This is a genomic window from Geomonas sp., assembly GCF_056994735.1.
This window is the reverse complement of sequence record NZ_JBXKJL010000523.1, coordinates 53,659-76,539: the sequence shown is the minus strand read 5'-3', so window position 1 is coordinate 76,539 and position 22,881 is coordinate 53,659. Positions and strand designations below refer to the sequence as shown.

Below are 22,881 nucleotides of genomic sequence, written 5' to 3'. Positions count from 1 at the left end.
ACCGGAAGGCGGTCGGCGCCACCACCCGTGAGCTGCACGAGTGGTTCAAGAGCGAGCATCGCGTCACCTGCTGCAAGGTCCTGACCGCCAAGGGGAAGAGCGGTTGCATCGAGCTCACCTCGAAGGTGGCCGGGAAGATTGCGGAGCTGCTGCAGGAGAAGGGAAGTAAAGGGAAGAGGAGCTGACTATGTACATCGACAGACTTTTAAGACTCATCGCAGGGACCTTCATCATGCTCTCCGTGGCCCTGGCCCATTACCACGACCCCCGCTGGCTGTGGTTCACCGCCTTCGTGGGACTCAACCTATTCCAGTCAGGCTTCACCAACTGGTGCCCGATGATGGCCATCCTTGACAAGCTGGGGGTGCCGAAGCTGCCGCAGAAGAGCTGCTGTAAATGAGCTGCCGGATCAGGATCGTCTGCGACAACTCCGCAGGCCCCCTCTCCGGCACGTTGGGAGAGCATGGCTTCGCCGCCCTCGTCGAGCGTGACGGCGAAACGATCCTCTTTGATACCGGAGGTGGCCAGACCCTCCTGCACAATGCCCAGCGCATGAATCTGGACCTGAGGGGGGTGGGGCAGGTCGTACTGTCGCACGGACATTACGACCACGCAGGCGGGCTGTGGGCTCTCCTGCAAAGCTGCGGGCCGAAGCGGGTCCTCGCCCACCCTGATGTCTTTGCCAAGCGTTATTCTGTCCGGGAAGGGGTGTCGCATTCGATCGGGATCCCCTATGATGAAACCTTTCTGGAAGGAGTCGGGGCGTCATTTTCCTACAGTGACAGCTTCCGGGAAATCGGTCCGGGAATCTTCTTGACCGGCGAGGTGCCGCGGGTGACCTCCTTCGAGGAGGGCGATAGCGGGCTTTTCTTCAATCTCAACGCCTGCGAGCGGGACCGCGTGGCCGATGACCAGTCGCTGGTGATCGTGACCCCGAAGGGACTGCTCCTCCTTTTGGGCTGCTGCCATTCCGGGGTGGTGAACACCGTGGAACTGGCACGGCAAAAGACGGGCATCGAGGAATTGTACGGTATCGTCGGCGGCTGCCATCTCGGCTTTTCCTCGCAGCTCCAGCTCGACGAGACGGTCAAGGCGCTGAAGCGGTACCGGGTGAAAAAGATCTCCGCCGGTCACTGCACCGGGTTCCAAGCCTCTGCCAGGCTGGCCCACGAATTCCCCGGAGCCTTCAAACCTGCGCATGTAGGGTACACGTTGGAATGTGAGTGACAGCGCGAATGCACCCTTCGACAGGCTCAGGGTGAACGGCTTGAACTACCAGTAAACTTTCCCACAGGCTCAGGGTGAACCGGCTGCAGTTGTCAGCACGCTCTCCCACAGGCTCAGGCGAAAGAGGCTGAACCTACGAGTACCTCTCGGACAGGCTCGGCTGAACCGGCTGAATGTATCAGCTGAAGGGCAGAGCCCGACAGTCGGAGTTCGACAAGATTGAAGAAAAAGAAAACCGTTCGTGCCGAGCCTGTAGAAGCACGCAAGCTGAAGTGCAGGTAGTTTCAATGGAGGTTTTGTGAAAGCTGTAAAAGTATTGATGATGATTTCGGCACTCGTTACCGCCACCGTTTCCCATTCATTTGCCCAGGGCGTGGTAAACCTGAGCGCGCCGGAGGCAAAGGCGCTCCTGGCTAAAAAGAGCGGGATCGTCCTGCTGGACGTACGCACTCCGGAGGAGTATCGGCAGGCCCACCTGCGCGGGGCGATGCTGATCCCTCTCGACCAACTGGAAAAAAGGGTTCGGGAGGTCCCGCGTGACAAGCCGGTCCTCCTCTATTGCGCGGTGGGCGCACGTTCCAACACCGCGGCCCGTCTGCTGGCCTCCAAAGGCTACCGCGACCTTTACCACATCGCGGACGGCATCGTCGGCTGGTACAAGAGCGGCTTCCCGATCGAGAAGGGCCGCTGACCCTCCCGATGTAACCGTCCCACCCCGTCCCTCCCCTTGAAGGGGAGGGCGCTTCCTGCAATATCCGCCTTCGTAGGAGCGCCGTCCTCGGCGCGAACCTTCGCGGCGACGATGCCGCCCTTACTGTCGAACTCAGGTGAGGCACAGCGACGCACCCCAGGCGCCCTCGTACACCCCAACGCCAGTCCCCCGCATCTTCATCTCATCTCCGCTGGCTCTCCCCATTTTACAGGCAACTCATATCCTAACCCCCTTTGCTGCCACGAAAATACTGGTAAACTTGGGAGCTGAGGGAGCTTCCGCTCAAGCTCTGGAGATTTCCCCCGATAAGTATGGAGGAGGTAGTCGGCGGAGGAATGATGGGCACGGGACGGGAAAACATAGCGGAAAGAGCGCTGGAGCTGGTCGATTCGGGGGTCGTGCACCTGGATGGTAACGGCAAGGTCGTGCTCATCAACCGCAAGGCTGAAGAGATCCTCAAGATCAGCCGGACCGAGGTGCTCGGCAAGCGTGTCGACATGCTCCCGCTCAGGACCCCGATCTACCGGGTGCTCAGCGAAAATTCTCCCGAGGAGCCGGTGGAGATCAGCATCGACGGTGCGGTGGTGCTGGTGCGCTCGGTCCGCGTTCCCATGGACGGCGGCTGCGGTGACCTGTTTGAACTGCGGGACGTAACCCAGGAGAAACGGGAGAAGCGGGACCGGGAGGAGTTCGTCGCCATGATGACCCATGACCTGAAGTCCCCCCTCACCGTGATCATGGGATACGTGCAGGCGCTCCTGGGAGAGGTCCCGGACAAGGTCGACAGCTCGCTGCAGCTCTTCCTCAAGGAGATGGACAAAAGCGCCAAGAAGATGCTGACCATGATCGAGGACGTGCTGGACGCCTACCGGCTGGAGGCCGGACTCCTGCAGATCGATCGCCAGCCCTGCAACGTGCGGGCGCTCCTGGAGGGTTGCTGCAACGACGGCGCCCGGGAGGCGGTGGTCCACGGCTCGACCTTCTCCATCGACATCCGCCCCGACCTGCCGCGGTTAAACCTCGACGGGAAGCAGATCGCCCGCGTCTTTTCCAACCTCATCGGCAACGCCGTCAAGTTCACCCCCAGGCGGGGCACCATCCAGGTCCGGACCGAGGTGCACGACGAGTACCTGGTCGTGGAGGTCGTGGATACCGGGATCGGCATCCCCCCCGACGAGGTACCCCGCATATTCAACAAGTACTTCCGGGCCACCGGGGCCCAAGGCTTCAAGGGAACCGGCCTGGGGCTCACCATCAGCAAGGCCATCGTCGAAGCCCACGGCGGGAGCATAGACGTGGAAAGCGCCGCCGGGAAAGGCAGCCGCTTCTCGGTCTTCCTCCCCCTCGACTGCGACAAGCCGTTATCCATTAAAGTTTCCAGCGCCACAGCCGATTAGCCATCCATGAAACCTGGATGCGGCGCGGCCGGAGGGCTTCTTCAGGCGGCGACGCCGGGAGGCCGATGGTGCCGGGCGCCAAGGCATCAACACCCAAGGAGGAAAAGAGCATGGGCAACGTACTGATAGTCGACGATTCTTCAACCATGAGAAAGATCATCTCCCGCAGCCTGCGCCAGGCGGGGCTCGCGGTCGACGACATCTACGAGGCCGGCGACGGCATCGAGGGGTTGAGCACGATGGAAGGAAAAAAGATCGACCTGATCCTTTCCGACATCAACATGCCCAACATGGATGGCCTCGAATTCATCAAGGCGGTCCGGGCCAAAGGGGTAAACGTCCCCATCGTGATGATCACCACGGAGGGTGGTGAGGACATCCTGAAGGAGGCGATGTCCAGCGGGGCGAGCGACAGCATCAAGAAGCCGTTCACCCCCGACCAGCTGAACGAGAAGCTCGGAGGACTTTTATGATGGCTCTCAACGAGGAGATCGCGCAGAGCACCCACCTGAGCGAGGAGGAACTGGCCGGCTACGTGATCAACGCCACCAAGGAGGTCTTCAGCACCATGGTGATGTTGGATCCGCAGGACAGTTACCCGCTCAAGGAGCCGGTCACCTCATTCCACTGCTCGGTCACCGGCATGGTCGGCCTGGCAGGCACCTACACGGGAATTCTCTCCATCCACTGTCCGCGGACCCTGGCCCTGCGCATCACCTCCAACATGCTCGGCATGGACGTCGACGAGGTCACGGAAGACGTCAACGACGCACTGGGCGAGATAGCCAACATGCTGGGCGGCTACGTGAAGCAGATCCTGTCGAAGGGGGGGCTCGATATCAACCTCTCGATACCGACGGTGATCTCCGGCGAGGAATACACCATCAATTCCATGTCCGACAGCGACTGCGTAGTCATACCTTTTACCAATGAAAACGAGCGTTTCCTGGTGGGACTGAAGCTGCACAAGGAAGCCTGAAGCGGGATCACTGATGTCTGCCTATCAAAATCTGCAATCGATGCTGGACGCGGCCATGAAGCAGGCGGGCGAGGAAAGCAGCATGCTCCTCGGCCAGAACCTGACGGTGGCCGCCTCGGACGTGCTGAACACCGACCGCAGGAGCTACCTGGCCGGCGAGGACGGCGCCATATACGTGGTCGGCGTGGAATCCCGCGAGGCCTACCCCGGGCGCTTCTACCTCCTCTTCTCGCTGGCCGACGCCATCGTGATGAGCAGCATCCTCCTCGGCATCCCCGGTCCCCGCATCCAGGAGAAGCGCAGGCTCAGCATCCAGGAGCCCGATGACGTCGACGCCTTCGGCGAGATCGCCAACCAGATCATCGGCTCCTTCAACTCAGTCTTCCAGCCGAAGCTCCCGGACAAGGTGCACCTCAAGCTCCTCTCTCCGCAGAAGTACATCCCGGAAGTCGACAGCCTGACCGACGAGCTCCCCTTGCCCGAGGGGCCTTACCTCATGTACCGTGCACCCCTGGAGATCGCCGGGCACGAGATGAACCGGCTGGACATCATGATCCCGCCCCCGCTGGCCAAGCTCTTCGACCCGGAGGGAGAGGAGGCCGCCGAGCCCGCAGCTGCCGAGCCCGAGGCGGCCGCGGAGGAGGAAGGCGAGGTCATCCCGGCGATCCTGGTCCTGGGCGACGAGGATTCCCGCCAGGAGATCGTGGACGGGCTGGCGCCGGCCGGCTTCAACGTGATCGATGCCCCCCTGGGCGCCGACCTCCCGCAGCTCTTCTCGCAGGAGGAGTTCCGCATCGCGGTCATCTCCCTCAAGCGCACCTTCGACCGCGACCTCTCCATCTGCAGGAGGGTGGTCCCGATGGCCAGAAAGCATGGGGGGGAGGTGGTCCTCTGCGCCCCCGAGTGGACCCGTACCTCCGTCCTCAAGGCCCTCAAGGCCGGTGCCCGCGACATCATGATCCTCCCTCTCGACCCCCGGGAGCTGAACCTCAAGGTCGACAAGATCCTCAACGCCTGATAGCCCGAGTCAAAAAACCATCTCGTCCTGCGGCTTTTTTGACTGGAGGGGCGCGCCTTGCGCCGCGCCTCTCTCCGTAGGCTCCCCTCATTCCCGAAAATCCCAGTAAATCCTGAAGTTGCACCGCCGCGGGACTCTCCGTGCGCTCCGGCATGCCTTTTGCCTTGCCACTCCCCATGATCTATACGCGGCGTACAGCTCGCCCGGGGCTTCTCCCCTGGCTACTTATGGTGATCCTCGTCTGCGCCCTCCCGGTGACGGCGCAGGCGCAGCAGGATAACCGTCTGCGCCGCATCCAGGTCATCCCCCACAGGGGCTTCACCACCGTCAAGCTCTTCTTCCAGGATCCTCCCGACTACCGGGTCAGCGCCCTTCCCGGCCGCGTCCGGGTCAGCGTCAGGGGGGCCGATTCCCCTTCCTTCAAGAGGCTGCGCTCCTACAGCGACCCCCAGGTATCCGGGGTCTTCTGCTCCGCCCGCTACCACGGCCTGAATATCGTGATCCCGGTCCGGGAGCGGGAGTCGGTCGTGCAGGCGCTCTCGCTGGCGGACCCCTCGGTGCTCTCCCTGGAGATCGGCCCGGCGGTAAGAAGGGGGCTGCCCCGACCGGACATCGCGCCGGGACGCGAGCCGATCCTCAGCGGCACGGAGGAGTTCGTGCGCCAATTCCAGGTCCCGGCCCGTTCCGGGCTCCCCTTCACGCCGACCGACTCGAAGCTCCTCAAGGGGCTCCTTTCCCCCGAGGAGGTGAAGCTCTTCCAGCGCGCCGAGGGCCTTCTCTACCGTGAGCAGGCGAGCGAGGCCGTCGAGGCCTTCAACTATTTCCTGGCCAAGTCCCCGGCGGTACGGGCGCTGGCCTGGTACCGCCTCGGTGAGGCGCTGGCACTGCTCGACCGCAACTCCGAGGCGCTATCCGCCTTCCGGCAGGGGGAGACCCTATGGCCGGCCTACCTGGAGCAGGCCCCGGAGATCGTGCTGAGCTATGCCGAGGTGCGGGGCAAAAGCGGCGACTTCGCAGGGGGGCGCACACTCCTCGCCCGGCTGATCGACCGCTTCTCGGGCACCGTCTATGCGGCTCCCCTCCTCGACCGGCTGGCCCTCATGTGGGAGCGGCAGGGTGAAACGGCCCTGGCTCTGTCGATGTACCGCACCCTGGTGGCGCACGCCCCCGGAACTGCGGCCGCAGCCCGCGCGCGGCTGAAGCTGGCCGACCGCGAGATGTTCTCGCTCTCCCGGGACCGCTACCGGGCCCTCCTGGAGAGGTACCGGGGAATCTACCAGGCCCCCGGGGATTTCTCCACCAGGGACGAGGCCCTCTTCAAGATGGCGCTTCTGCAGGGGCTCTACGGCCCGTCCCGCGAGGCGCTGGAAGCAGCCGTCAACTACGACACCTGCTATCCGCGCGGGATCTTCTCCACCGTGGTCAAAAAGATGCGGGAGGAACTCCTCTTCCCTGTCTACCTGGAACTCTACGCCGCCAAGGACAACGCGGCCCTGGCCAGGCTGGCCCTCGACAACCGGGAGTACCTGGCCCGCTGCTTCAGCGACTCTCGATTCGTCCCCCGCCTGGCGGAAGCCTTCCGCGGCGCCGGGATGCTGACCCGGGAACTGGAGCTCTTCGGCTACCTGGCCGACCGGAGCTGGGCCGCGGGCGCGGCTCCCTTCATAGCGGCCGTCACCGTCGAGGACGCGCTGACCCTGGGGAATCTCACCCTGGCCGAATCCACCGCCCGTGGCTACCTCAGCCGCTTCCCGTCCGATTCACGGGTGCCCAGGGTGCGGGAACAGCTGGGCCGGATCTTCTTCGAGAAGGGTGATCTCAAGGGCGCCGCGGCCGAGCTGGCCTTTCTCGCCAAGGGGGGGAGGCCCGAATTCCCCGAGAGCGACTACTACCTCGGCAAGGCCCTGGCCGCCGCCGGAGAAGAGCGCGGAGCCGAACGATCGCTCTCCCGCTTCATCGCCCAGGCCCCGAAAGGATCCCCCCTCCTCCCCGACGGCTACTTTGCCGCGGGGGGGGCCAGGGTCGCCCTCAAGGAGTACCCGGCGGCGCTCACCGCCTACCGCGAGGGGGCGAAGCTCGCCTCAGGGGAGAGCGCGGATCAGTTCCGCTACAAGATGGGCGAGCTCTATCTGCAGATGAACATGGTGCACGAAGCCCGCGAGACCTGGGAGCAGGTGGCGGCCCGCGGCGGAAGTGGGACCTGGGGCAAGCTGGCCGCAGAGGCCCTGGCCGACCTCAAGTGGCGGCTGAAGATCTCCCGCGAGCTCCCCTGATTTGTCAAAATCCTGACTCACTCCCGCCGGAAGCCGCGCCAGCAGCGGCCCGGCGAGCTGGTACGCCTTTTGCTGCAGCGACCTGCGACACCTAAGGAGGGTGAACCATGCCCGTTGAGGGAATTTTCGGAACCACAGTAGAGCTCCTCGGCAAGACCCTGGACATGCGGGCCAAGAGGCAGGCGCTGATCTCGGGGAACCTGGCCAACGTAGAGACCCCCGGCTACACCCCCAGCGACCTTTCCTTCGAGTCGGAGCTGAAGGGCGCCCTGGAAAAGGGGGGAAGGGGTACGCCCTCGACCACCAATCCCAGGCACATACCGCTCAGGCACGGAACGGGCTCGCTCGAGATGGTGCAGGGAACGGTGGTGCAGGCAGCCGACGGCAACACCGGCCCGGACGGCAACGGCGTGGAGATGGAGAGCGAGATGTCGAAGATGGCGGAGAACCAGATCATGTACAACGCCTCCATCCAGCTCCTCGCGAAAAAATTCGAAGGACTGAAACAGGCAATCAAGGGGGCTCTCTAACATGGACTTCTTCTCCTCGATGGACATCAGCGCCTCGGCGCTCACCGCAGAACGGACCAGGATGAACCTGATCTCCAGCAACCTGGCCAACGCCAACTCCACCCGTACCGCGGAGGGAGGACCGTACAAGCGCAAGGACGCCCTCTTCGCCGCGACATCGGCCAACGCCTCCGGCTCCTTCGGCGCCGCGCTCGGGAAGGCCACCCAGGCCAGGGGAGGAGTCCAGGTGACCCAGATCGTGGAAGACCAGAATCCCCCCCGGATGCAGTACGAGCCCAACAACCCGGACGCCGACGCCTCCGGCTACGTGGCCTATCCGAACATCAACGTGGTGGAGGAGATGGCCGACATGATCTCTGCCAGCCGCAGCTACGAGGCCAACGTCACCGCCGCCCAGGCCGCCAAGAGCATGGCTCTCAAGACCCTGGACCTCGGCCGCTAGTCAATAACAGGAGAAACCGGATGCAGATATCAGCGATAGAAGGGGTCGGCGGGGGCCTGTCCCAGGCGTTCCCCGTCAAGGGGGCGCAGGAAGCCCAGTCCAACCCGACCCAGAGCTTCGGCAAGGTCATGGAAGAGATGGTCGGCAAGGTCAACGACCTGCAGCAGAACGCCGACCAGTCGATCCAGGGCCTCGCCACCGGCCAGAGCAAGGGGCTCCACGAGGTCATGATCGCGGTCGAGAAGGCGAGCATCTCCTTCCAGCTCCTGAGCCAGGTCCGCAACAAGGCGGTCGAGGCCTACCAGGAGATCATGAGGATGCCGGTGTAGGCCGCCGTGTCAGAGGGGGAGCGAGGTATTGCTCTCCCCTGTTGGCGGCATCCCCCTCCTTTGACGGGGGGGGTAAGCAGGGGGAAGGGAGCATGATGAAGCCGTTGATGTGGAGATGCCATGCCGGAAGGCCTTAAAAAACTGCTGGAACCGTTTCTCGCGCTGAGCAACGGGAAGAGACTCGTGGTAGCCGGGGTGGCGCTGGCCTCCCTGCTGGCCTTCGGGGCCCTGATCGCCGTCGCGAACAAGACCGACTACCGCCCCCTCTTCTCCAACCTCAACTCGGACGACGCGGGCGAGATCGTGAAGAAGCTCAAGGAGCAGAAGGTCCCGCACCAGATCACCGATGACGGCAAGACCATCATGGTGCCCTCGGACAAGGTCTACGACCTGAGGCTTTCCATGGCCAGCGACGGGCTCCCCCAGGGGGGAGGCGTCGGCTTCGAGATCTTCGACCGCAAGAACTTCGGCATGACCGAGTTCGTGCAGAAGCTCAACTACCAGCGGGCGCTGCAGGGCGAGCTCTCCCGGACCATCTCCCAACTGGCCGGGGTCGAGTCGGCCCGGGTGCACCTGGCCATTCCCGAGAAGACCCTCTTCAAGGATTCCGAGAAACCCGCCACCGCCTCGGTGGTGCTCAAGATGCGCTCCAACCGTGTCCTCCGAGACTCCGAGGTGCAGGGTGTGGTGCACCTGGTCTCTTCGTCGATCGAGGGGATGGACCCGGAGAACGTCACGGTGCTCGACAGCCGCGGCAAGATGCTCTCCTCCAACTCTCCCACCGATCCCGCCAGCAAGCTGACCGGCGTCAGGCAGGAGACCCAGCGCCAGTTCGAGAAGAGCGAGGAAGAGAAGCTGCAGAGCCTCCTGGACAAGGTGGTCGGCTCCGGCCGTTGCGTGGCCAGGGTCTCCGCCACCTTCGATTTCAAGAAGGTCGAGCGGTACGAGGAGCGCTACGACCCCGAGACCGCGGCGGTGAGGAGCGAGCAGCGCAGCGAGGAGAAAGGCGGCACCACCACGACCGCCGCGGGGCTCCCCGGGGTGCAGTCCAACCTGAACCGTACCCCGCCCCAGGCGGGGAGCCAGGGCGGCGGCTCCAAGAGCGACGAGACGCTGAACTACGAGGTGAGCCGCTCCACCGCCCGGACCATCGAGCCGGAGGGGGGCCTGAGCAAGGTCTCGGTGGCCATCCTGGTGGACGGCAAGTACGAGTTCGCCCCGGGCGCCAAGCCCGATGCCAAACCGAAGTATCAGCCGAGGTCCCCGGACGAGTTGCAGAAGATCGAGGCGCTGGTCAAGAGCGCGGTGGGCTTCAACGCCGAGCGTGGCGACCAGGTGACCGTGGCCAACATCCCCTTCCAGGAGACGGCCGATGGCGGCCCGGAGCCCGAGCCTTGGTGGAATGCCCCCTTCGCCCAGACGCTCCTCAAGAACGGCCTGATCGCCTTGGGCTTCCTGGCGCTGGTCCTGCTGGTTATCCGGCCGCTGCTGAAGGTCCTGAGGACGGAGAAGCCGCAGAAATCCTTCCTGCCGCTGCAAAACGACGCCGAAAGCGCGCACATGATCGAGGAGCAGCGCAGGGAGCAGGAGAGGCTGCGGCTCACCCAGATCGAGCTGGTGGAGAAGGTCAAGCAGGACCCCTACCAGGTCGCCCAGATCCTGCAGAACTGGCTTACCCAGAAGGACTAGCTTGAATATGACTTTTGAAAGAGGTGTTGCATGACCGGAGCGGAAAAGGCCGCGGTGCTGCTGTTATACCTGGGCCCCGAGGCCACGGCCAAGGTGTTCGGCCACATGGACGACTCCGACATCAAGAAGATCAGCCAGAGCATGTCGAGGCTCGGCCACGTCCCGCGCGAGGATATCTCCTCGGTGGTGTCCGAGTTCACCGACATCACCAATCCCGAAACGGGCTTCTTCTCGCAAGGGGAGGAGTTCGTCAAGAAGATCCTGGAGAAGGCCCTGGGCCCGCTGAGGGCCGAGACGCTCCTCCAGGAGATCCGCACGGCCGGCATCGGCGACATGACCGACATGCTGGCCTCCATGGACCCCCGCACCATAGCCAACTTCTTCTCGCAGGAACACCCCCAGACCATCGCCGTGATCCTGGCCAAGCTCAAGCCGAAGCAGACCAGCGAGATCATCGCCCTGCTGCCGCAGGAGCTGCAGGCCGAGGTGGTGATCAGGATAGCCGAGGTCGACCAGGTTTCCCCGGAGATCCTGGCCGAAATCGACGAGGTCATCCGCCTCGAGCTGACCGCGCTGGGCGGCGTACAGCGCTTCAAGGTCGGCGGCGTCGAGAAGGTGGTCGACATGTTCGCCCACCTCGACAGAAGCCGCGAGAAGAAGATCCTCGACAAGCTCGACACCATGAACCCGCCGCTGGCGGAGGTCATCAGGAAGCACCTCTTCACCTTCGAGGACATCTTCAAGCTAGACGACCGCGCCATCCAGGCCATCATGAGGGAGGTCTCCAACGACACCCTGACCCTGGCCATGAAGACCTCCACCGACGAGGTGAAGGACAAGATCTTCCGCAACATCTCCTCGCGCGCCGCCGAGATGATCAAGGAAGACCTCGAGGTCATGGGCCCCGTGCGCCTCTCCGACGTGGAAAAGGCGCAGTCCGAAATCATCAAGATCGTCCGGAAGATGGAGGAGGAAGGGAAGGTGGTTATTGCCGGGCGCGGAGCCGACGATGTCCTCGTCTAGGACCAAGATCATCAGGAAGGGAGCGGAGGCGCATGCCCCGTACACCCTCGAACCCCTGGGGCAGGAGCTCCCGAGCCTTGCGGCCGGGGAGTTCTTCCGCCCCATCGCCCTCGGCGCCAGCGAGCCCGAGGAGGTCGTGGCCGAGGAGGAGGAACCGGCTGTTCCCCCCAGCATCCCCGAGGAGGAGGCCATGCGGATGGTCCGCGAGGCCCGGGCCGAAGGGATGAGGGAGGGGAGGGCGCAGGCCGAGGCCGAACTCTCCAAGGTCTGCGAGGCCCTCGGTCAGGCGCTTTTGGCCACCGGTTCGCTGCGCCCACAACTGATGCACGAGGCCGAGGACGACCTCCTGAAGCTCTCGGTGCTGATCGCCCGCAAGGTCATGCTCAGGGAGTTCGCCTGCGACCCCGGGATCATGGCCGGCCTGGTGCAGGCGGCGGTCGACATGGCTTCCGACGAGGGGGGGGTGACGGTGAGGCTCAACGCGGACGAGTACCAGATAGCGACAGAGTGCCCGGAATTCAAGGAACTCCTCAGGGAGAATCCCAGGATCAGCCTCAGGCCCGACGCTTCGGTGGCGCGCGCCGGCTGCCTGGTGGAGACCGCGAGAGGGAACATCGACGCAGGGGTAGATGCCCAGCTGGACGAAATCCTGAGAAGACTGACCGAGGAAAAGACCGAGCACCGCGAGGATGAAGATGATTAACCTGTCCCGATATCTCCCCGTGGTGGAGTCGACCAAGCCGGTCCGCTTTCACGGCAAGGTGACCCAGGTGGTGGGGCTGGTGATCGAGGGGTACTGCCCGGAGACCGCGGTGGGGAGCCTCTGCGAGGTCCACTCGGAGGGCTCCGCTCCCATCCAGGCGGAGGTGGTGGGGTTCAGGGAGAACAAGACCCTGCTGATGCCGCTGGGCGAGTTGCGCGGGGTGGGGCTGGGGAGCCTGATCTCGGTGCGGCGCGAGAAGGCGGCGCTTGGGGTGGGACCGGCCATGCTGGGACGGATCATCGACGGCCTCGGCGTCCCCATCGACGACAAGGGGCCGATCCCGGTTGCGGACGAGTACCCGGTGTACGCGCTGCCGGTGAACCCAATGAAGAGGCGGCCGATCAGGAAGCCCCTGAACCTCGGCATCCGCGCCATCAACGGGCTCCTCACCTGCGGCGAGGGGCAGAGGGTCGGCATCTTCGCCGGTTCCGGCGTAGGGAAATCGACCACCCTGGGGATGATCGCCCGCTACACCGAGGCAGACGTCAACGTCATCGCCCTGATCGGCGAGCGCGGACGCGAGCTCAGGGAATTCATCGAGAAGGACCTGCAGGAGGAGGGGCTCAGGAAATCGGTGGTCGTCGTCGCCACCTCGGACCAGCCCCCCCTGGTGAGGATGCGCGGCGCCTACATCGCCACCACCATCGCGGAATATTTCCAGGCCCAGGGAAAGAAGGTGCTCCTGATGATGGACTCCGCCACCCGCTTCGCCATGGCCATGCGGGAGGTGGGGCTGGCCATCGGCGAGCCGCCGACCACCAAGGGCTATACCCCTTCGGTCTTCGCGGCGCTGCCGAGGCTCCTGGAGCGGACCGGAAACTTCCAGGGCGGGAGCATCACCGGGCTTTATACCGTGCTGGTGGAAGGGGACGACTTCAACGAGCCGATCTCCGACGCCATGCGAAGCATCCTGGACGGGCACATCATCCTGAGCAGGGAGCTCGCTGCCCGGAACATCTATCCCCCGATCGACCTGATGAACAGCGCGAGCCGCGTCATGTCCGACGTGACCACCCGGGAACACCGGCAGCTGGCCGGGCAGTTCAAGGAGATCCTGGCCGCCTACCGGCAGGCCGAGGACATGATCAACATCGGTGCCTATAAGGTCGGCAGCAACCCGAAGATCGATTACGCCATCGCCAAGATGGACCAGATGATCTCCTACGTGAAGCAGGACGTGACCGACGGGGTCAGTGTCGAGGAAGCGATTGCAGGCCTCGCGGAGATCTTCGCGGATGGCGGCCCATAGTCAAAAAGTCTCCCTTGATAAAGGGGGATTTAGGGGGGGCATAGGTGCCAAGAGCAAAGGCAAATCCCCCCCGACCCCCCTTTGACAAGGGGGGAGCCCCGGGACGGTTGCCGGGAGACGTGGATGGGTCATTAGTTGAGAGAGAGTCGACACCGTCCTTAGCGGAGAGTTTAGTTCCCCCTTCGCGAAGAGGGACGATTGAAAAGTAACGGAGGCGGTACAGCATGGCGGGACCGGAATTCAGGCTTGAGCAGGTGCTCAAGTTCCGCAAGGAAGTCGAGAAGATGCACCAGCTGGAGCTCGCGAAGGCGAAGCAGCAGCACGACAGCGCGCGCGACCGGCTGAAAAACGAGAAGGCCGCGCTGGAGTCGCTGGCCCAGGAATTCTCGCAGCGCCAGATGAAGGGAATCGACGCCAAGGACCTGCAGCTCTACGGCAACTTCTCCAGGAGAAAGTCCCGCGAGATCGAAGAGATACGTAACTCGGTAACCAGCCTGGAGAAGGAAGTGCAGGAGAAGCGGGAAGCCCTTCTGGCCGCGGCCAAGGAGAAGAAGGCGCTGGAGGTCTTCAAAGAGAAGAAGATGCGCGACCTGAGGATGGAGCAACTCCTCAAGGAGCGCGCCTTCCTGGACGAGCTTGCCGTCCAGGGAAGAGGGGAGCGGACGTGAAAAGAATCGTGCTGCCGATAGCCGTTGCGGTGGTGGCCCTTTATTTCCTGGCCCCTGAGCTCCCCTGGCGGGTGGTGACGACGGCTGAAGCCCGCAGCGTCACCGCGCCCAGGCCGCCCGCCGATGATGCCGCTTCGCTGGAGATGAAGCGGCAGCAGCTGGCCGAGAGGGAGGCGGCGCTCAAGGCCAAGGAGGATGCGCTGGCCAAGCTCTCAGCGACGCTCGATGCCAGGGTCAACGAGCTCAATGCCGCCAAGAAGGCCCTCGAAGGGGCTCTCACCGCCAAGAAGAAGCAGGACGACGAGCGCTACAAGAAGATGATCAAGATCTACAAGGGGTTGAAGCCTGAAGCTGCCGGGGCGCTGTTGAACAAGCTGGACAGCAAGATGCTGATCGAGATGCTGAACCAGATGGACCAGAAGACCGCCGTGAAGCTGATCCCCTTCATCACCCAGCCCAAGGTGCTGGAGTGGACCCGACTGAACCTCGCCGGGAAATAGCGGACACCGTAGGGGCGCCCTTCCGGGTGCGAACGGCTACCCGGGAGGATGCCGCTCCCACCGAGGTTAACGATGCAGAAAGTCCTCCTTTGACAAAGACAAAGGGTGGATGCAGGACCATTTCACGGAAAAAGGAGGTGAGACAGACATGATTCAAACAGCAGCATTTTTTCGAGCAACAGCACCAGCAACCGTGTCAAACGCAAAGGGGATGGCTTCGGCCCGACGCAGCCCGGATGCCACCGGTTTCGCAGATGTGCTGCAGGACTCGCAAACCGGCCGCCAGAGCGACTCAGACGTCAATGCCTCGAACGGAGCTGGGAAGAAAACCAGTGGGAAGGGGAGCCCTTCTCTGGTGACTTCTTCTCAGGATCAGCGCGGAGTTGGCAAGGCCAAGGACTCGACGGCCAAGGCTACAACCGACGCCGCGGGACAGGAACTCGCCAAAGATGATACCGAGAGTGTCATCGGCGGCGATGAGCAGGCAGGATCGTTGGCCCAGTCAGGGCAGACGAAAGAGGGTACGGCTACAGAAGGTGGCGTATCCCAAAAGGCAGCGGCAGCCCCAACTCGAACTGCCGGTAAGGCAAAGACCGATGGGTGGGGAGCACCCGGAGATCCCGCTTTCACTGCAGTAGCTACCGAGCTCCAGCAAAAAGCCGCCGCACCATCGACGCGGGCCGAGAGAAAGAACGCGACAGCAGGCGCCGGCGGAAAGACGGACAACGTCAAGAGCGAAGGTGGGGACGCCAGCAGCACCGAGGGCCAGGGAGCTGCATCATCGGCCGATGCGGCAAATTGTGCCTTGGCAGGAGTCACCATCGTGACAGCAGGTGTATCCGATCCGGCAAGCGCATTAACGAAGGAATCAGCAGGGCTGACCGCAGTCGCACCGGCAACACCGGCGACATCGGCGACACCGGCGACACCCGCAACACCGGCGGCTTCACTGACGCAGCAGGTGGCATCCGACACTAACCGCAAAGTTGTCGTGGCAGAGACCGTAGGGACGGCCCCCAACGGCCTGCTGTCAAAAGCGGAGGAGCACAGTGTCGCACAAGCTGCCACCCCCGCACCAAACGAGAAGGTTTCACAGTTCAAGCAGGTTCCGCCAGAGGGAGGAGTCAACGGGCAAGAAGTGTCCAAAGCGACCTTCCTCGCGAGAGACAACCAGCCGGCATCGCAGAAAGCGGCGCAGACGGCTTCAGCCACTTTTGTCGCCACTGCGGCCACGGGAGCGGAACCGGTGGCGCAGCAGGAAGCAACGGTCGAAGATACGCCTCCTTCCATCACCACAGACGGGACGCAGAAGCAGGCAACTGCTGTCAGCGCTGCCAAGGTGGACGCTGCCACAAAAACTGAAAAAACTGAAGTGCCAGCTCCTTCCGAAAAAGTCGAGGCTGCGGCAACAGCCGCCTTGACCGACGCGAAGGCCGCAGCGGCTGAAGACAAGGACTCGACAGTTACCCAGGCCGCCGCGCCGGCGGACAGCAGCACCAAGCCCGCGGAAGCCATGGAGGGCCGCAACGCTGAGGGCGCGCAGAGGGCACACGTCGGTCAGAAACACCAGGTGGAGCAGGAAAAAGGTTCTGCCCAAGAGGGCTCCACTGAGATTTCGGGTCCCAAAAGTGCATCGGCTGGCCAGACAGGCAAGCTAGCTCCTTCACAGGGGAGCGCGGAACAGAAAAATTCCGGAGATGCAGGAAAGAACGGCGAAGCGCAGCAGAACGTGCAGGGGAAGGCAACAGCACAGAGCCTGAACCCGGCGATGGGGCTCCAGGCCCAGGCACCCGCGGAAGTGACCCAGACCGAAAGCCAGACGGCCCATGTCAAAAACCAGCTGCACGAGAGCATTCTCTCCCAGGTCAAGGACGGGGTGGTGACGCATGACGCCAAGGGGAACGGCCAGCTGACCATCAGGCTCAACCCTGGGGAACTCGGAGAGCTGAAGATCCAGGTCCGCATGGACAATAACCGGGTCACGGTCGAGGTCCAGGCAGATAACAAGATGGTGAAGGACCTGCTGATGAGCAACCTCGACACTCTGAAGGAGGCGCTCTCCGGCAAGAACTTCAGCATGGAAGGTTTCGACGTCTCCACCGGCGGGAGCGGTTTCAACAGCAACAGCTCCCTGTCGGAGCAGAAGGCCAACTCGCAGCAGCAATCCTCACCGCGGTTCGCCAGGGCAGGAGGCTACGACGAGCCGGTCCAGACCAAGGTCAAATATGTGACAGAGAAGGCCAACAGCCTCCTCGACGTGAGGTTCTAAACAAGGAGGTAACCACAAGATGATCACCAGCGTGACATCGGGAACGACAGGGACCGCGGCAGCCGATTCGGCCATGAAGAAGGCGACCGGGATGAACAAGGACGACTTCCTCAAGCTCTTCGTGACCCAGCTGCAAAATCAGGATCCGCTGAACCCGCAGGACAGCTCGCAGTTCATCAGCCAACTGGCCCAGTTGACCCAGGTCGAGCAGGCCTACAACACCAACAGCAACCTGACCAGCTTGCTGAATCAGGGTAGCAACACCACCACCATGGCATCTTTCGCCATGATCGGGAAAGCGGTCGAAGCCCAAGGCTCGCAGGTGAGCCTGCAGGCAGGGACTGCGACCGGCATCAACTTCAACCTGGCGCAGGCCGCCAGCGACGTGACTGTTACCGTGAAGGACTCCAACGGCTCGGTAGTGAAGACCATCTCGGCAGGCGCCAAGGGTGCCGGATCGGGTGCGGTGGCCTGGGACGGCACCAACAACTCCGGTGCGCAGATGGCCTCGGGGACCTACTCCTTCAGCGTCGCCGCCAAGGATGCCAGCGGCAATACCGTAAGCAGCACCCCGATCATAAAAGGGACGGTCGACGGAGTCGACATGTCCGGGGCCATCCCGGTCCTCTCCCTCGGCAACATCAGGGTCAACCTGACCGACGTCACCAGCGTAAGTGCGGGAGCTTAAATGATCGACAACAGCGTCTTGTTTCCGCAGCCGATTCAGGCTCCGACCAGGACCAACAGGGCCACACCCACCCCGCAGGGAGGGAAGCAGACCGGGAGCAGTTCCCCCTTCGCCAAGGTTCTCGATCAGAGCATGTCGGGCCAGCCCGTGCGGCTATCCCAGCACGCCCAGGAGAGACTGAGATCCCGCGGCATCACCCTCTCGGACGCCGACATGAAACAGTTAGCCGGCGCCGTCGACAGCGTGGCACAGAAGGGAGGGAAGGAATCCCTGGTCATGATGGGGGATGCGGCCCTGGTGGTCAGTGTCAAAAACCGGACAGTGGTGACAGCCATGGACCGGCAGAGCATGAAAGGCAACGTATTCACGAACATAGACTCCGCGGTGGTGCTGTAGACCTCACGGAGAGCAAGTCAACTGGAAGCACCAACAACGAACTAACCTGAACAGAATAATGGGCTGGCCCTCCAGGAGGAAGCCCGGGGACACCGACCGACAGAGGTGTCCCGCAACCAACCCGACTACGGAGGCAACAAAATGAGTCTTACTTCGGCAATGTTTACTGGCGTCAGCGGACTTTTGAGCAACGGCCAGGCAATGAACGTGATCGGCAACAACATCTCCAACGTGAATACCGTCGGCTACAAGGACTCCAGGTCCGTCTTCTCTGACCTCCTCTCACAGAGCACCGGGAACAGCTCCCAGGTCGGCATGGGGAGCAAGGTCCAGACGGTGCAGAACATCTTCACCCAGGGATCGGCCCAGAATTCCGAGAACGTGACCGACCTCTCCATCCAGGGGAGCTCCTTCTTCGCCGTCACTACCCCGACCGGCGGAGCCACCACCCCCAACAATGCGTTCCTGACCCGTGCCGGCGCCTTCCACGTCGACAGCAACTACTACCTGGTCAATCCCGACGGGTACAGGGTGCTGGACAACGGCGGCACGCCGATCAAATTCACCAACACCGGAGCCGCGCCGACCACGGACTTCGCCAAGATCGTCAAGGTCGACACCACCGGCAAAATCACCTACCTCGCCACTGACGGCATCACGCAGAACACCTACGCCAATCCGATCGGCGTGGTCACCGTCCCCGACACCACCGGCCTCAACAAGGTGGGGGGCTCCCTCTATCAGGCCACGAACAAGTCCGGGGTGGCCAACGCCTTCGCTGCCGGTACCAACACGGCCAACGGCACCAGCGAGCAGGTCGTCTCCAACGCGCTCGAGCAGAGCAACGTGGATATGGCGAGCGAGTTCGTGAACATGATCGTGACCCAGCGGGCCTACTCGGCCAACTCCAAGACCATCACCACCACCGACCAGATGACCCAGGAAGTCCTGGGCCTCGTCAGGTAAGGACCCAAGGCTTGGGGGGCGCGCTCCGCGCGCCCCCCAGCGCCGCCCTCTCCCTCTTCTTTTGACACCTGACCGGGTGTCGGACCTCTGACACCCCTGATGCCACTGGGGCTGACACGGGTGCAGGGGGGAGGCGGCACAACTGCCTTATCCGGGTTGCAGCCAGAGACGGTTTCTCTCTCTGGTGAGCGCGTGGCGGTGAGGTGCGACGAGGATCCGGCTATTCTTCGTCCAGGACTCCCTCCCGGTATAGCCCCGCCTCCCTTTACAGATCGATGCCGCGGCACCCGGAATTCCGGAGGCCGCCCCGCGCCCGTATGCCGTGCGTCGGCGGGTCAACTATTTGACGGCTTCGTCACGGCCCTTCCTTGCGTCGCTCCAGCTGCCCTGCCTGCCACAATCCCGCAACCCGGCAGAACCCCACGGCTTTATGGCCCCCGCCCGTCGAGCTTTCCTTTTGAAATCACCTTATCTCCCTGCAATTCCCTTTCTGGCATTTCGGTTGCAAGGTACTCCCCTCGAATCCACCAGCAGCAAAAGGAGAAGCGGGTATGGCCGAACAGGCGAAGGCGCAGGATGCCTCACCCAAGGACAACAAGAAGCTCTTCATCATCATCGGTGCCGCCATCATTGCGGTGGCCATCCTCGGCGCAGCGGCCATGTTCTTCCTGGGCGGCAGCGGGAACAAAAAGGCCCAGGCCCAGGAAACGAAGGTGGAGGCCAAGGCCGAAGCCAAGGGCGAAGGGGGCCACGGCGAGGGCAAGGAAGGGGGTATCTCCTCCAGCACCATCTACCCGCTGGAGCCGTTCATCGTCAACATCTACGATGGTCAAGAGATCCGTTACCTGAAGCTCAAGGTCGAGTTCGAGCTGGCGAACCCGCAGGCCAAGGCCGACATGGACGCCAAGGTCGCGCCGCTGCGTGATGCCATCCTTATCCTGCTCACCACCAAGACCATGCAGGAGATCCAGGACCTGCAGGGCAAGAACCAGCTGAGGGAGCAGATCCTCGGCTCGGTCAGCAAGATCGTTCCCCCCGGCAAGGTTACCAAAGTTTATTTCACCGACTTCGTGGTGCAGTAACAAGGATGCCCTCGATGGAAAAGGTCCTTACCAAGGAAGAGATCGACGCACTCGTCGCCGCGGTTTTTGACGGGTCGCTCATCCCGGACAACGAATTGGCCAAGGGAGGTCCCCAGGCCGAGCAGTTCGACCTGCTCGACATTGAGGCGCACCGGGTCATTCCCAACCTGGACATCGTCTACGACGGTTTCATCCGCTACAACAGGGTGACGATGTCCAACCGCCTCGGCCGGATGGTGGAGATCAAGAAGGAGGAGGCTCGCCCCTTCAAGTTCGGGGAATTCCTAAGCGTCCTCCCCTCGCCGGTCTGCATGGCGCTCTACAAGATGGATCCCCTGAAGGGCGCGGCTCTGATCGCCTTCGACTCCACCCTGGTCTTCACCATCGTGGACAGCATCCTGGGCGGCAGCGGGGTGGCGGCGGGGCAGGACATCAACCGGCTCTTCACCTCGATCGAGATGAGGCTGGTCGAGAAGATCGTCAAGGATGCGCTGGCCGACCTCGAGAAGGCCTGGGCGCCCCTTTGCCCGGTCAACATGAACCTGCTCAGGATGGAGATGAACCCGCGGCTGGTCAACATCGTGCCCCCCGAATACCAGGTGGTGACGATGTCCATGAAGATCCAGATCGAGGAGACGGTGGGGAACATGATCCTGGCCATCCCCTTCATGACCATCGAGCCGATCCGCGACAAGCTGAAGCGCGGCGTGCAGATGGACATGCTGGTGGTGGACCCGCTCTGGTCCTACCGGCTCTCGGAAGAGCTCCTGGAGGCTCCGCTGGAGCTGTCGGTGGAGATGGGGGGCGCCAGCATCACCCTGGCCGAACTCCTCGACCTCGCTCCGGGGGACACCGTCATGCTGGAGTCGAGCGGCAAGGACGAACTGGCAGTTAAAGTAGGCGGAACCCACAAGTTTATGGGAATAGCAGGGGTAAGCGGGGGCAACAAGGCTGTGCAGATCAGCCGTGCCCTGCGTGGAGGGGGTGAAGTTTGACGGAGAAGCTTGTAATGGAAGATCCGAAGGAAGTCCCGCAGATGAAGAATCTTGATTTCATCCTGGACATCCCGCTGCAACTGACCGTGGAACTTGGCAGGACCAAGCTCCTGGTGAAGGACGTGCTGCAGCTGAACCAGGGCTCGGTGGTGGAGCTGACCAAGCTGGCCGGCGAGCCGCTGGACGTCTTCGTCAACTCGAAACTGGTGGCCCGCGGCGAGGCGGTGGTGGTGAACGACAAGTTCGGCATCAGGCTCCTCGATATCGTGAGCCCGAACGAGAGGGTGGACAAGGTATTATGAGAAAGCTTCCGGTAATATTATCGGCAATGCTTTTATCTCCGACCCTGGCCAATGCGGCCGGGGGGGGCGATCTCGCGGGAAGCCTGGCCCAGATGGTCGGGGCGCTGGTCCTGGTGATCGGGATCATCCTGATCCTCTACTGGGTCGCCGGGAAGTTCATGAAGGTGCCGCAGGGGGGCGGCTTCCGCTACATCAGGGTGGTCGAGACCAAGCACCTGGCCCCCAAGAAGTCCCTGGTGCTGGTGGAGGTCGGGGGCGAGTACCTCCTTTTGAGCAGCAGCGGGGAGGGGGTCAATTTCATCAAACAGGTCAATATGCTGGAGGAGATCGAGGTCGTGGACGAGCGCGGCTATGCCACCCTGATCCCGGTACAGCTTAGAAAGAGACTGAAGACTTTCAGCGGCGAGATGGTTCCGGCGCAGGCGCCGGCGGTCCAGCTCAATAAAAGTGGCGGTATTGCGTGAGACAAAAAAGGTTATGGGGAGTGCTCCTCTTTGCGGTGCTCTCCCTGATAGTGGTAGCAAGCGCCGGGGCTGAGCCGCTGGCTCTGCCGACGGTGAGCGTCGGCATGGGGAAGGTCTCCAAGCCCGGCGACGTCGCGGTGGTCCTGCAGATCTTCTTCATGATGACGGTGATCTCGCTGGCGCCGAGCCTTCTGATGATGACCACCTCCTTCACCCGCATCGTCGTGGTCCTCTCCTTCCTCCGCTCGGCCCTGGGCACCCAGCAGGCCCCCTCCAACCAGATCATGATCGGTCTCTCGCTCTTCCTGACCTTCTTCATCATGGCCCCGGTCTGGCAGCAGGTTAACACCGAGGCGCTGCAGCCCTACAAGGCGCAGACCATCTCGCAGGAGGAGGCGATCAAGAGGGGGATCCAGCCGATCCGGAAGTTCATGCTCTCGCAGGTGCGGGAGAAGGACCTGGCGCTCTTCATCTCCCTGTCCAAGCTCCCCAGGCCGAGAAACCCGGACGACATCCCGACCATGACGCTGATCCCGGCCTACATGGTGAGCGAGCTCAAGACCGCATTCCAGATCGGCTTCCTGATCTTCATACCCTTCCTGGTGCTGGACATGGTGGTCGCTTCGGTGCTCATGTCGATGGGGATGATGATGCTGCCGCCGGTGATGATCTCGCTTCCCTTCAAGATCCTGCTCTTCGTGCTGGTCGACGGCTGGGGGCTGGTCATCGGCTCGCTGGTCAAGAGCTTCGGGTAGCAACAATGCGTGCTTCAACAGGCTCAGCACGAACGGAGCCGGTATCGTTCAGAGCCAGCACCTGCATCCCCCTGAGCCTATTCACAACTCGCACCTGTTCAGTGTGTGTTTCCGGTACGCTCAGAGCCAGCACCTGCATCCGTCACAACCGATCCTGTTCCATTA

27 protein-coding genes are annotated in these 22,881 nt (G+C 62.9%); all 27 read left to right on the top strand.

The features are described 5' to 3' along the window. Positions 1 to 185 (top strand): C-GCAxxG-C-C family (seleno)protein (locus AC11W3_RS22580; RefSeq protein WP_484093869.1); only part of this gene is annotated, 185 nt, incomplete at its 5' end. 2 nt (positions 186 to 187) lie between these two features. Continuing rightward, on the top strand, positions 188 to 400 hold the full coding sequence (locus AC11W3_RS22575) for a YgaP family membrane protein (protein WP_484089190.1): 213 nt from the start codon (positions 188 to 190) through the stop codon (positions 398 to 400). After that, on the top strand, positions 397 to 1,227 hold the full coding sequence (locus AC11W3_RS22570; RefSeq protein WP_484089189.1) for an MBL fold metallo-hydrolase: 831 nt from the start codon (positions 397 to 399) through the stop codon (positions 1,225 to 1,227). Before AC11W3_RS22575 ends, AC11W3_RS22570 begins: the two co-directional genes overlap by 4 nt. Positions 1,228 to 1,525: 298 nt before the next feature. Further along, positions 1,526 to 1,918 (top strand): rhodanese-like domain-containing protein, encoded by a 393-nt coding sequence (locus AC11W3_RS22565; protein WP_484089188.1) that lies wholly within the window; start codon positions 1,526 to 1,528, stop codon positions 1,916 to 1,918. Between the two features lie 359 nt (positions 1,919 to 2,277). Then, positions 2,278 to 3,336: a sensor histidine kinase gene (locus tag AC11W3_RS22560; RefSeq protein WP_484089187.1), complete on the top strand. Its 1,059-nt coding sequence runs from the start codon at positions 2,278 to 2,280 to the stop codon at positions 3,334 to 3,336. 110 nt (positions 3,337 to 3,446) lie between these two features. After that, the gene (locus AC11W3_RS22555) at positions 3,447 to 3,809 is read left to right on the top strand and encodes a response regulator (RefSeq protein WP_484089186.1); all 363 of its coding nucleotides are present in this window, start codon (positions 3,447 to 3,449) and stop codon (positions 3,807 to 3,809) included. Then, positions 3,806 to 4,315, top strand: coding sequence for a chemotaxis protein CheX (locus tag AC11W3_RS22550; protein WP_484089185.1), 510 nt, complete (start codon positions 3,806 to 3,808; stop codon positions 4,313 to 4,315). The genes AC11W3_RS22555 and AC11W3_RS22550 overlap by 4 nt, the downstream gene beginning before the upstream one ends. Before the next feature lie 13 nt (positions 4,316 to 4,328). Next, positions 4,329 to 5,333: a response regulator gene (locus AC11W3_RS22545; RefSeq protein ID WP_484089184.1), complete on the top strand. Its 1,005-nt coding sequence runs from the start codon at positions 4,329 to 4,331 to the stop codon at positions 5,331 to 5,333. A gap of 227 nt (positions 5,334 to 5,560) precedes the next feature. Next, on the top strand, positions 5,561 to 7,606 hold the full coding sequence (locus AC11W3_RS22540; protein ID WP_484089183.1) for a tetratricopeptide repeat protein: 2,046 nt from the start codon (positions 5,561 to 5,563) through the stop codon (positions 7,604 to 7,606). Positions 7,607 to 7,713: 107 nt separating this feature from the next. Further along, a complete protein-coding gene (flgB, locus tag AC11W3_RS22535) occupies positions 7,714 to 8,136 on the top strand; it encodes a flagellar basal body rod protein FlgB (RefSeq protein ID WP_484089182.1) in 423 nt (140 codons plus the stop codon). Between the two features lies 1 nt (position 8,137). Continuing rightward, positions 8,138 to 8,578 (top strand): flagellar basal body rod protein FlgC, encoded by a 441-nt coding sequence (flgC, locus tag AC11W3_RS22530; RefSeq protein ID WP_484089181.1) that lies wholly within the window; start codon positions 8,138 to 8,140, stop codon positions 8,576 to 8,578. 20 nt (positions 8,579 to 8,598) lie between these two features. Beyond that, positions 8,599 to 8,907 (top strand): flagellar hook-basal body complex protein FliE, encoded by a 309-nt coding sequence (gene fliE, locus AC11W3_RS22525; protein WP_484089180.1) that lies wholly within the window; start codon positions 8,599 to 8,601, stop codon positions 8,905 to 8,907. A 120-nt stretch (positions 8,908 to 9,027) separates the two neighbouring features. Then, positions 9,028 to 10,596, top strand: a complete 1,569-nt coding sequence (fliF, locus tag AC11W3_RS22520) for a flagellar basal-body MS-ring/collar protein FliF (RefSeq protein ID WP_484089179.1) — start codon at positions 9,028 to 9,030, stop codon at positions 10,594 to 10,596. A 30-nt stretch (positions 10,597 to 10,626) separates the two neighbouring features. Continuing rightward, positions 10,627 to 11,619: a flagellar motor switch protein FliG gene (gene fliG / locus AC11W3_RS22515; protein WP_484089178.1), complete on the top strand. Its 993-nt coding sequence runs from the start codon at positions 10,627 to 10,629 to the stop codon at positions 11,617 to 11,619. Beyond that, the gene (locus AC11W3_RS22510) at positions 11,606 to 12,322 is read left to right on the top strand and encodes a FliH/SctL family protein (protein WP_484089177.1); all 717 of its coding nucleotides are present in this window, start codon (positions 11,606 to 11,608) and stop codon (positions 12,320 to 12,322) included. The genes fliG and AC11W3_RS22510 overlap by 14 nt, the downstream gene beginning before the upstream one ends. Next, positions 12,309 to 13,631, top strand: a complete 1,323-nt coding sequence (gene fliI, locus AC11W3_RS22505; protein WP_484089176.1) for a flagellar protein export ATPase FliI — start codon at positions 12,309 to 12,311, stop codon at positions 13,629 to 13,631. The genes AC11W3_RS22510 and fliI overlap by 14 nt, the downstream gene beginning before the upstream one ends. A gap of 224 nt (positions 13,632 to 13,855) precedes the next feature. Further along, entirely contained in the window at positions 13,856 to 14,299 is a 444-nt protein-coding gene (gene fliJ, locus AC11W3_RS22500) for a flagellar export protein FliJ (RefSeq protein ID WP_484089175.1), read from the top strand. Continuing rightward, positions 14,296 to 14,799 carry a MotE family protein gene (locus tag AC11W3_RS22495; RefSeq protein WP_484089174.1) on the top strand — a complete coding sequence of 168 codons (504 nt, stop codon included), beginning with the start codon at positions 14,296 to 14,298 and terminating at the stop codon, positions 14,797 to 14,799. The genes fliJ and AC11W3_RS22495 overlap by 4 nt, the downstream gene beginning before the upstream one ends. A 355-nt stretch (positions 14,800 to 15,154) precedes the next feature. Continuing rightward, positions 15,155 to 17,068: a flagellar hook-length control protein FliK gene (locus AC11W3_RS22490; RefSeq protein ID WP_484089173.1), complete on the top strand. Its 1,914-nt coding sequence runs from the start codon at positions 15,155 to 15,157 to the stop codon at positions 17,066 to 17,068. A gap of 19 nt (positions 17,069 to 17,087) precedes the next feature. Next, a complete protein-coding gene (locus AC11W3_RS22485; RefSeq protein ID WP_484089172.1) occupies positions 17,088 to 17,756 on the top strand; it encodes a flagellar hook assembly protein FlgD in 669 nt (222 codons plus the stop codon). Then, positions 17,757 to 18,152, top strand: a complete 396-nt coding sequence (locus AC11W3_RS22480; RefSeq protein ID WP_484089171.1) for a TIGR02530 family flagellar biosynthesis protein — start codon at positions 17,757 to 17,759, stop codon at positions 18,150 to 18,152. A 141-nt stretch (positions 18,153 to 18,293) separates the two neighbouring features. Next, complete coding sequence (locus AC11W3_RS22475; protein ID WP_484089170.1) at positions 18,294 to 19,118, top strand: flagellar hook-basal body protein; 825 nt, start codon at positions 18,294 to 18,296, stop codon at positions 19,116 to 19,118. A gap of 551 nt (positions 19,119 to 19,669) precedes the next feature. After that, positions 19,670 to 20,200, top strand: coding sequence for a flagellar basal body-associated FliL family protein (locus tag AC11W3_RS22470; RefSeq protein WP_484089169.1), 531 nt, complete (start codon positions 19,670 to 19,672; stop codon positions 20,198 to 20,200). 14 nt (positions 20,201 to 20,214) lie between these two features. Next, on the top strand, positions 20,215 to 21,195 hold the full coding sequence (fliM, locus tag AC11W3_RS22465; protein ID WP_484089168.1) for a flagellar motor switch protein FliM: 981 nt from the start codon (positions 20,215 to 20,217) through the stop codon (positions 21,193 to 21,195). A 14-nt stretch (positions 21,196 to 21,209) separates the two neighbouring features. After that, on the top strand, positions 21,210 to 21,497 hold the full coding sequence (gene fliN / locus AC11W3_RS22460; protein WP_484089167.1) for a flagellar motor switch protein FliN: 288 nt from the start codon (positions 21,210 to 21,212) through the stop codon (positions 21,495 to 21,497). Continuing rightward, positions 21,494 to 21,961, top strand: a complete 468-nt coding sequence (fliO, locus tag AC11W3_RS22455; protein WP_484089166.1) for a flagellar biosynthetic protein FliO — start codon at positions 21,494 to 21,496, stop codon at positions 21,959 to 21,961. The genes fliN and fliO overlap by 4 nt, the downstream gene beginning before the upstream one ends. Next, on the top strand, positions 21,958 to 22,716 hold the full coding sequence (gene fliP / locus AC11W3_RS22450; protein WP_484089165.1) for a flagellar type III secretion system pore protein FliP: 759 nt from the start codon (positions 21,958 to 21,960) through the stop codon (positions 22,714 to 22,716). Before fliO ends, fliP begins: the two co-directional genes overlap by 4 nt. The last annotated feature ends 165 nt before the right edge of the window (positions 22,717 to 22,881 follow it).

Coding starts and splice junctions, on each gene's coding strand:
- fliF (WP_484089179.1), top strand. CDS start 9,028: ATGCCGGAAGGCCTTAAAAAACTGCTGGAACCGTTTCTCGCGCTGAGC.
- AC11W3_RS22480 (WP_484089171.1), top strand. CDS start 17,757: ATGATCGACAACAGCGTCTTGTTTCCGCAGCCGATTCAGGCTCCGACC.
- AC11W3_RS22570 (WP_484089189.1), top strand. CDS start 397: ATGAGCTGCCGGATCAGGATCGTCTGCGACAACTCCGCAGGCCCCCTC.
- AC11W3_RS22545 (WP_484089184.1), top strand. CDS start 4,329: ATGTCTGCCTATCAAAATCTGCAATCGATGCTGGACGCGGCCATGAAG.
- fliE (WP_484089180.1), top strand. CDS start 8,599: ATGCAGATATCAGCGATAGAAGGGGTCGGCGGGGGCCTGTCCCAGGCG.
- AC11W3_RS22485 (WP_484089172.1), top strand. CDS start 17,088: ATGATCACCAGCGTGACATCGGGAACGACAGGGACCGCGGCAGCCGAT.
- fliG (WP_484089178.1), top strand. CDS start 10,627: ATGACCGGAGCGGAAAAGGCCGCGGTGCTGCTGTTATACCTGGGCCCC.
- AC11W3_RS22475 (WP_484089170.1), top strand. CDS start 18,294: ATGAGTCTTACTTCGGCAATGTTTACTGGCGTCAGCGGACTTTTGAGC.
- fliJ (WP_484089175.1), top strand. CDS start 13,856: ATGGCGGGACCGGAATTCAGGCTTGAGCAGGTGCTCAAGTTCCGCAAG.
- flgB (WP_484089182.1), top strand. CDS start 7,714: ATGCCCGTTGAGGGAATTTTCGGAACCACAGTAGAGCTCCTCGGCAAG.
- AC11W3_RS22560 (WP_484089187.1), top strand. CDS start 2,278: ATGGGCACGGGACGGGAAAACATAGCGGAAAGAGCGCTGGAGCTGGTC.
- fliN (WP_484089167.1), top strand. CDS start 21,210: ATGGAAGATCCGAAGGAAGTCCCGCAGATGAAGAATCTTGATTTCATC.
- AC11W3_RS22510 (WP_484089177.1), top strand. CDS start 11,606: ATGTCCTCGTCTAGGACCAAGATCATCAGGAAGGGAGCGGAGGCGCAT.
- AC11W3_RS22540 (WP_484089183.1), top strand. CDS start 5,561: ATGGTGATCCTCGTCTGCGCCCTCCCGGTGACGGCGCAGGCGCAGCAG.
- AC11W3_RS22550 (WP_484089185.1), top strand. CDS start 3,806: ATGATGGCTCTCAACGAGGAGATCGCGCAGAGCACCCACCTGAGCGAG.
- fliM (WP_484089168.1), top strand. CDS start 20,215: ATGGAAAAGGTCCTTACCAAGGAAGAGATCGACGCACTCGTCGCCGCG.
- AC11W3_RS22555 (WP_484089186.1), top strand. CDS start 3,447: ATGGGCAACGTACTGATAGTCGACGATTCTTCAACCATGAGAAAGATC.
- AC11W3_RS22575 (WP_484089190.1), top strand. CDS start 188: ATGTACATCGACAGACTTTTAAGACTCATCGCAGGGACCTTCATCATG.
- fliO (WP_484089166.1), top strand. CDS start 21,494: ATGAGAAAGCTTCCGGTAATATTATCGGCAATGCTTTTATCTCCGACC.
- fliI (WP_484089176.1), top strand. CDS start 12,309: ATGAAGATGATTAACCTGTCCCGATATCTCCCCGTGGTGGAGTCGACC.
- AC11W3_RS22470 (WP_484089169.1), top strand. CDS start 19,670: ATGGCCGAACAGGCGAAGGCGCAGGATGCCTCACCCAAGGACAACAAG.
- flgC (WP_484089181.1), top strand. CDS start 8,138: ATGGACTTCTTCTCCTCGATGGACATCAGCGCCTCGGCGCTCACCGCA.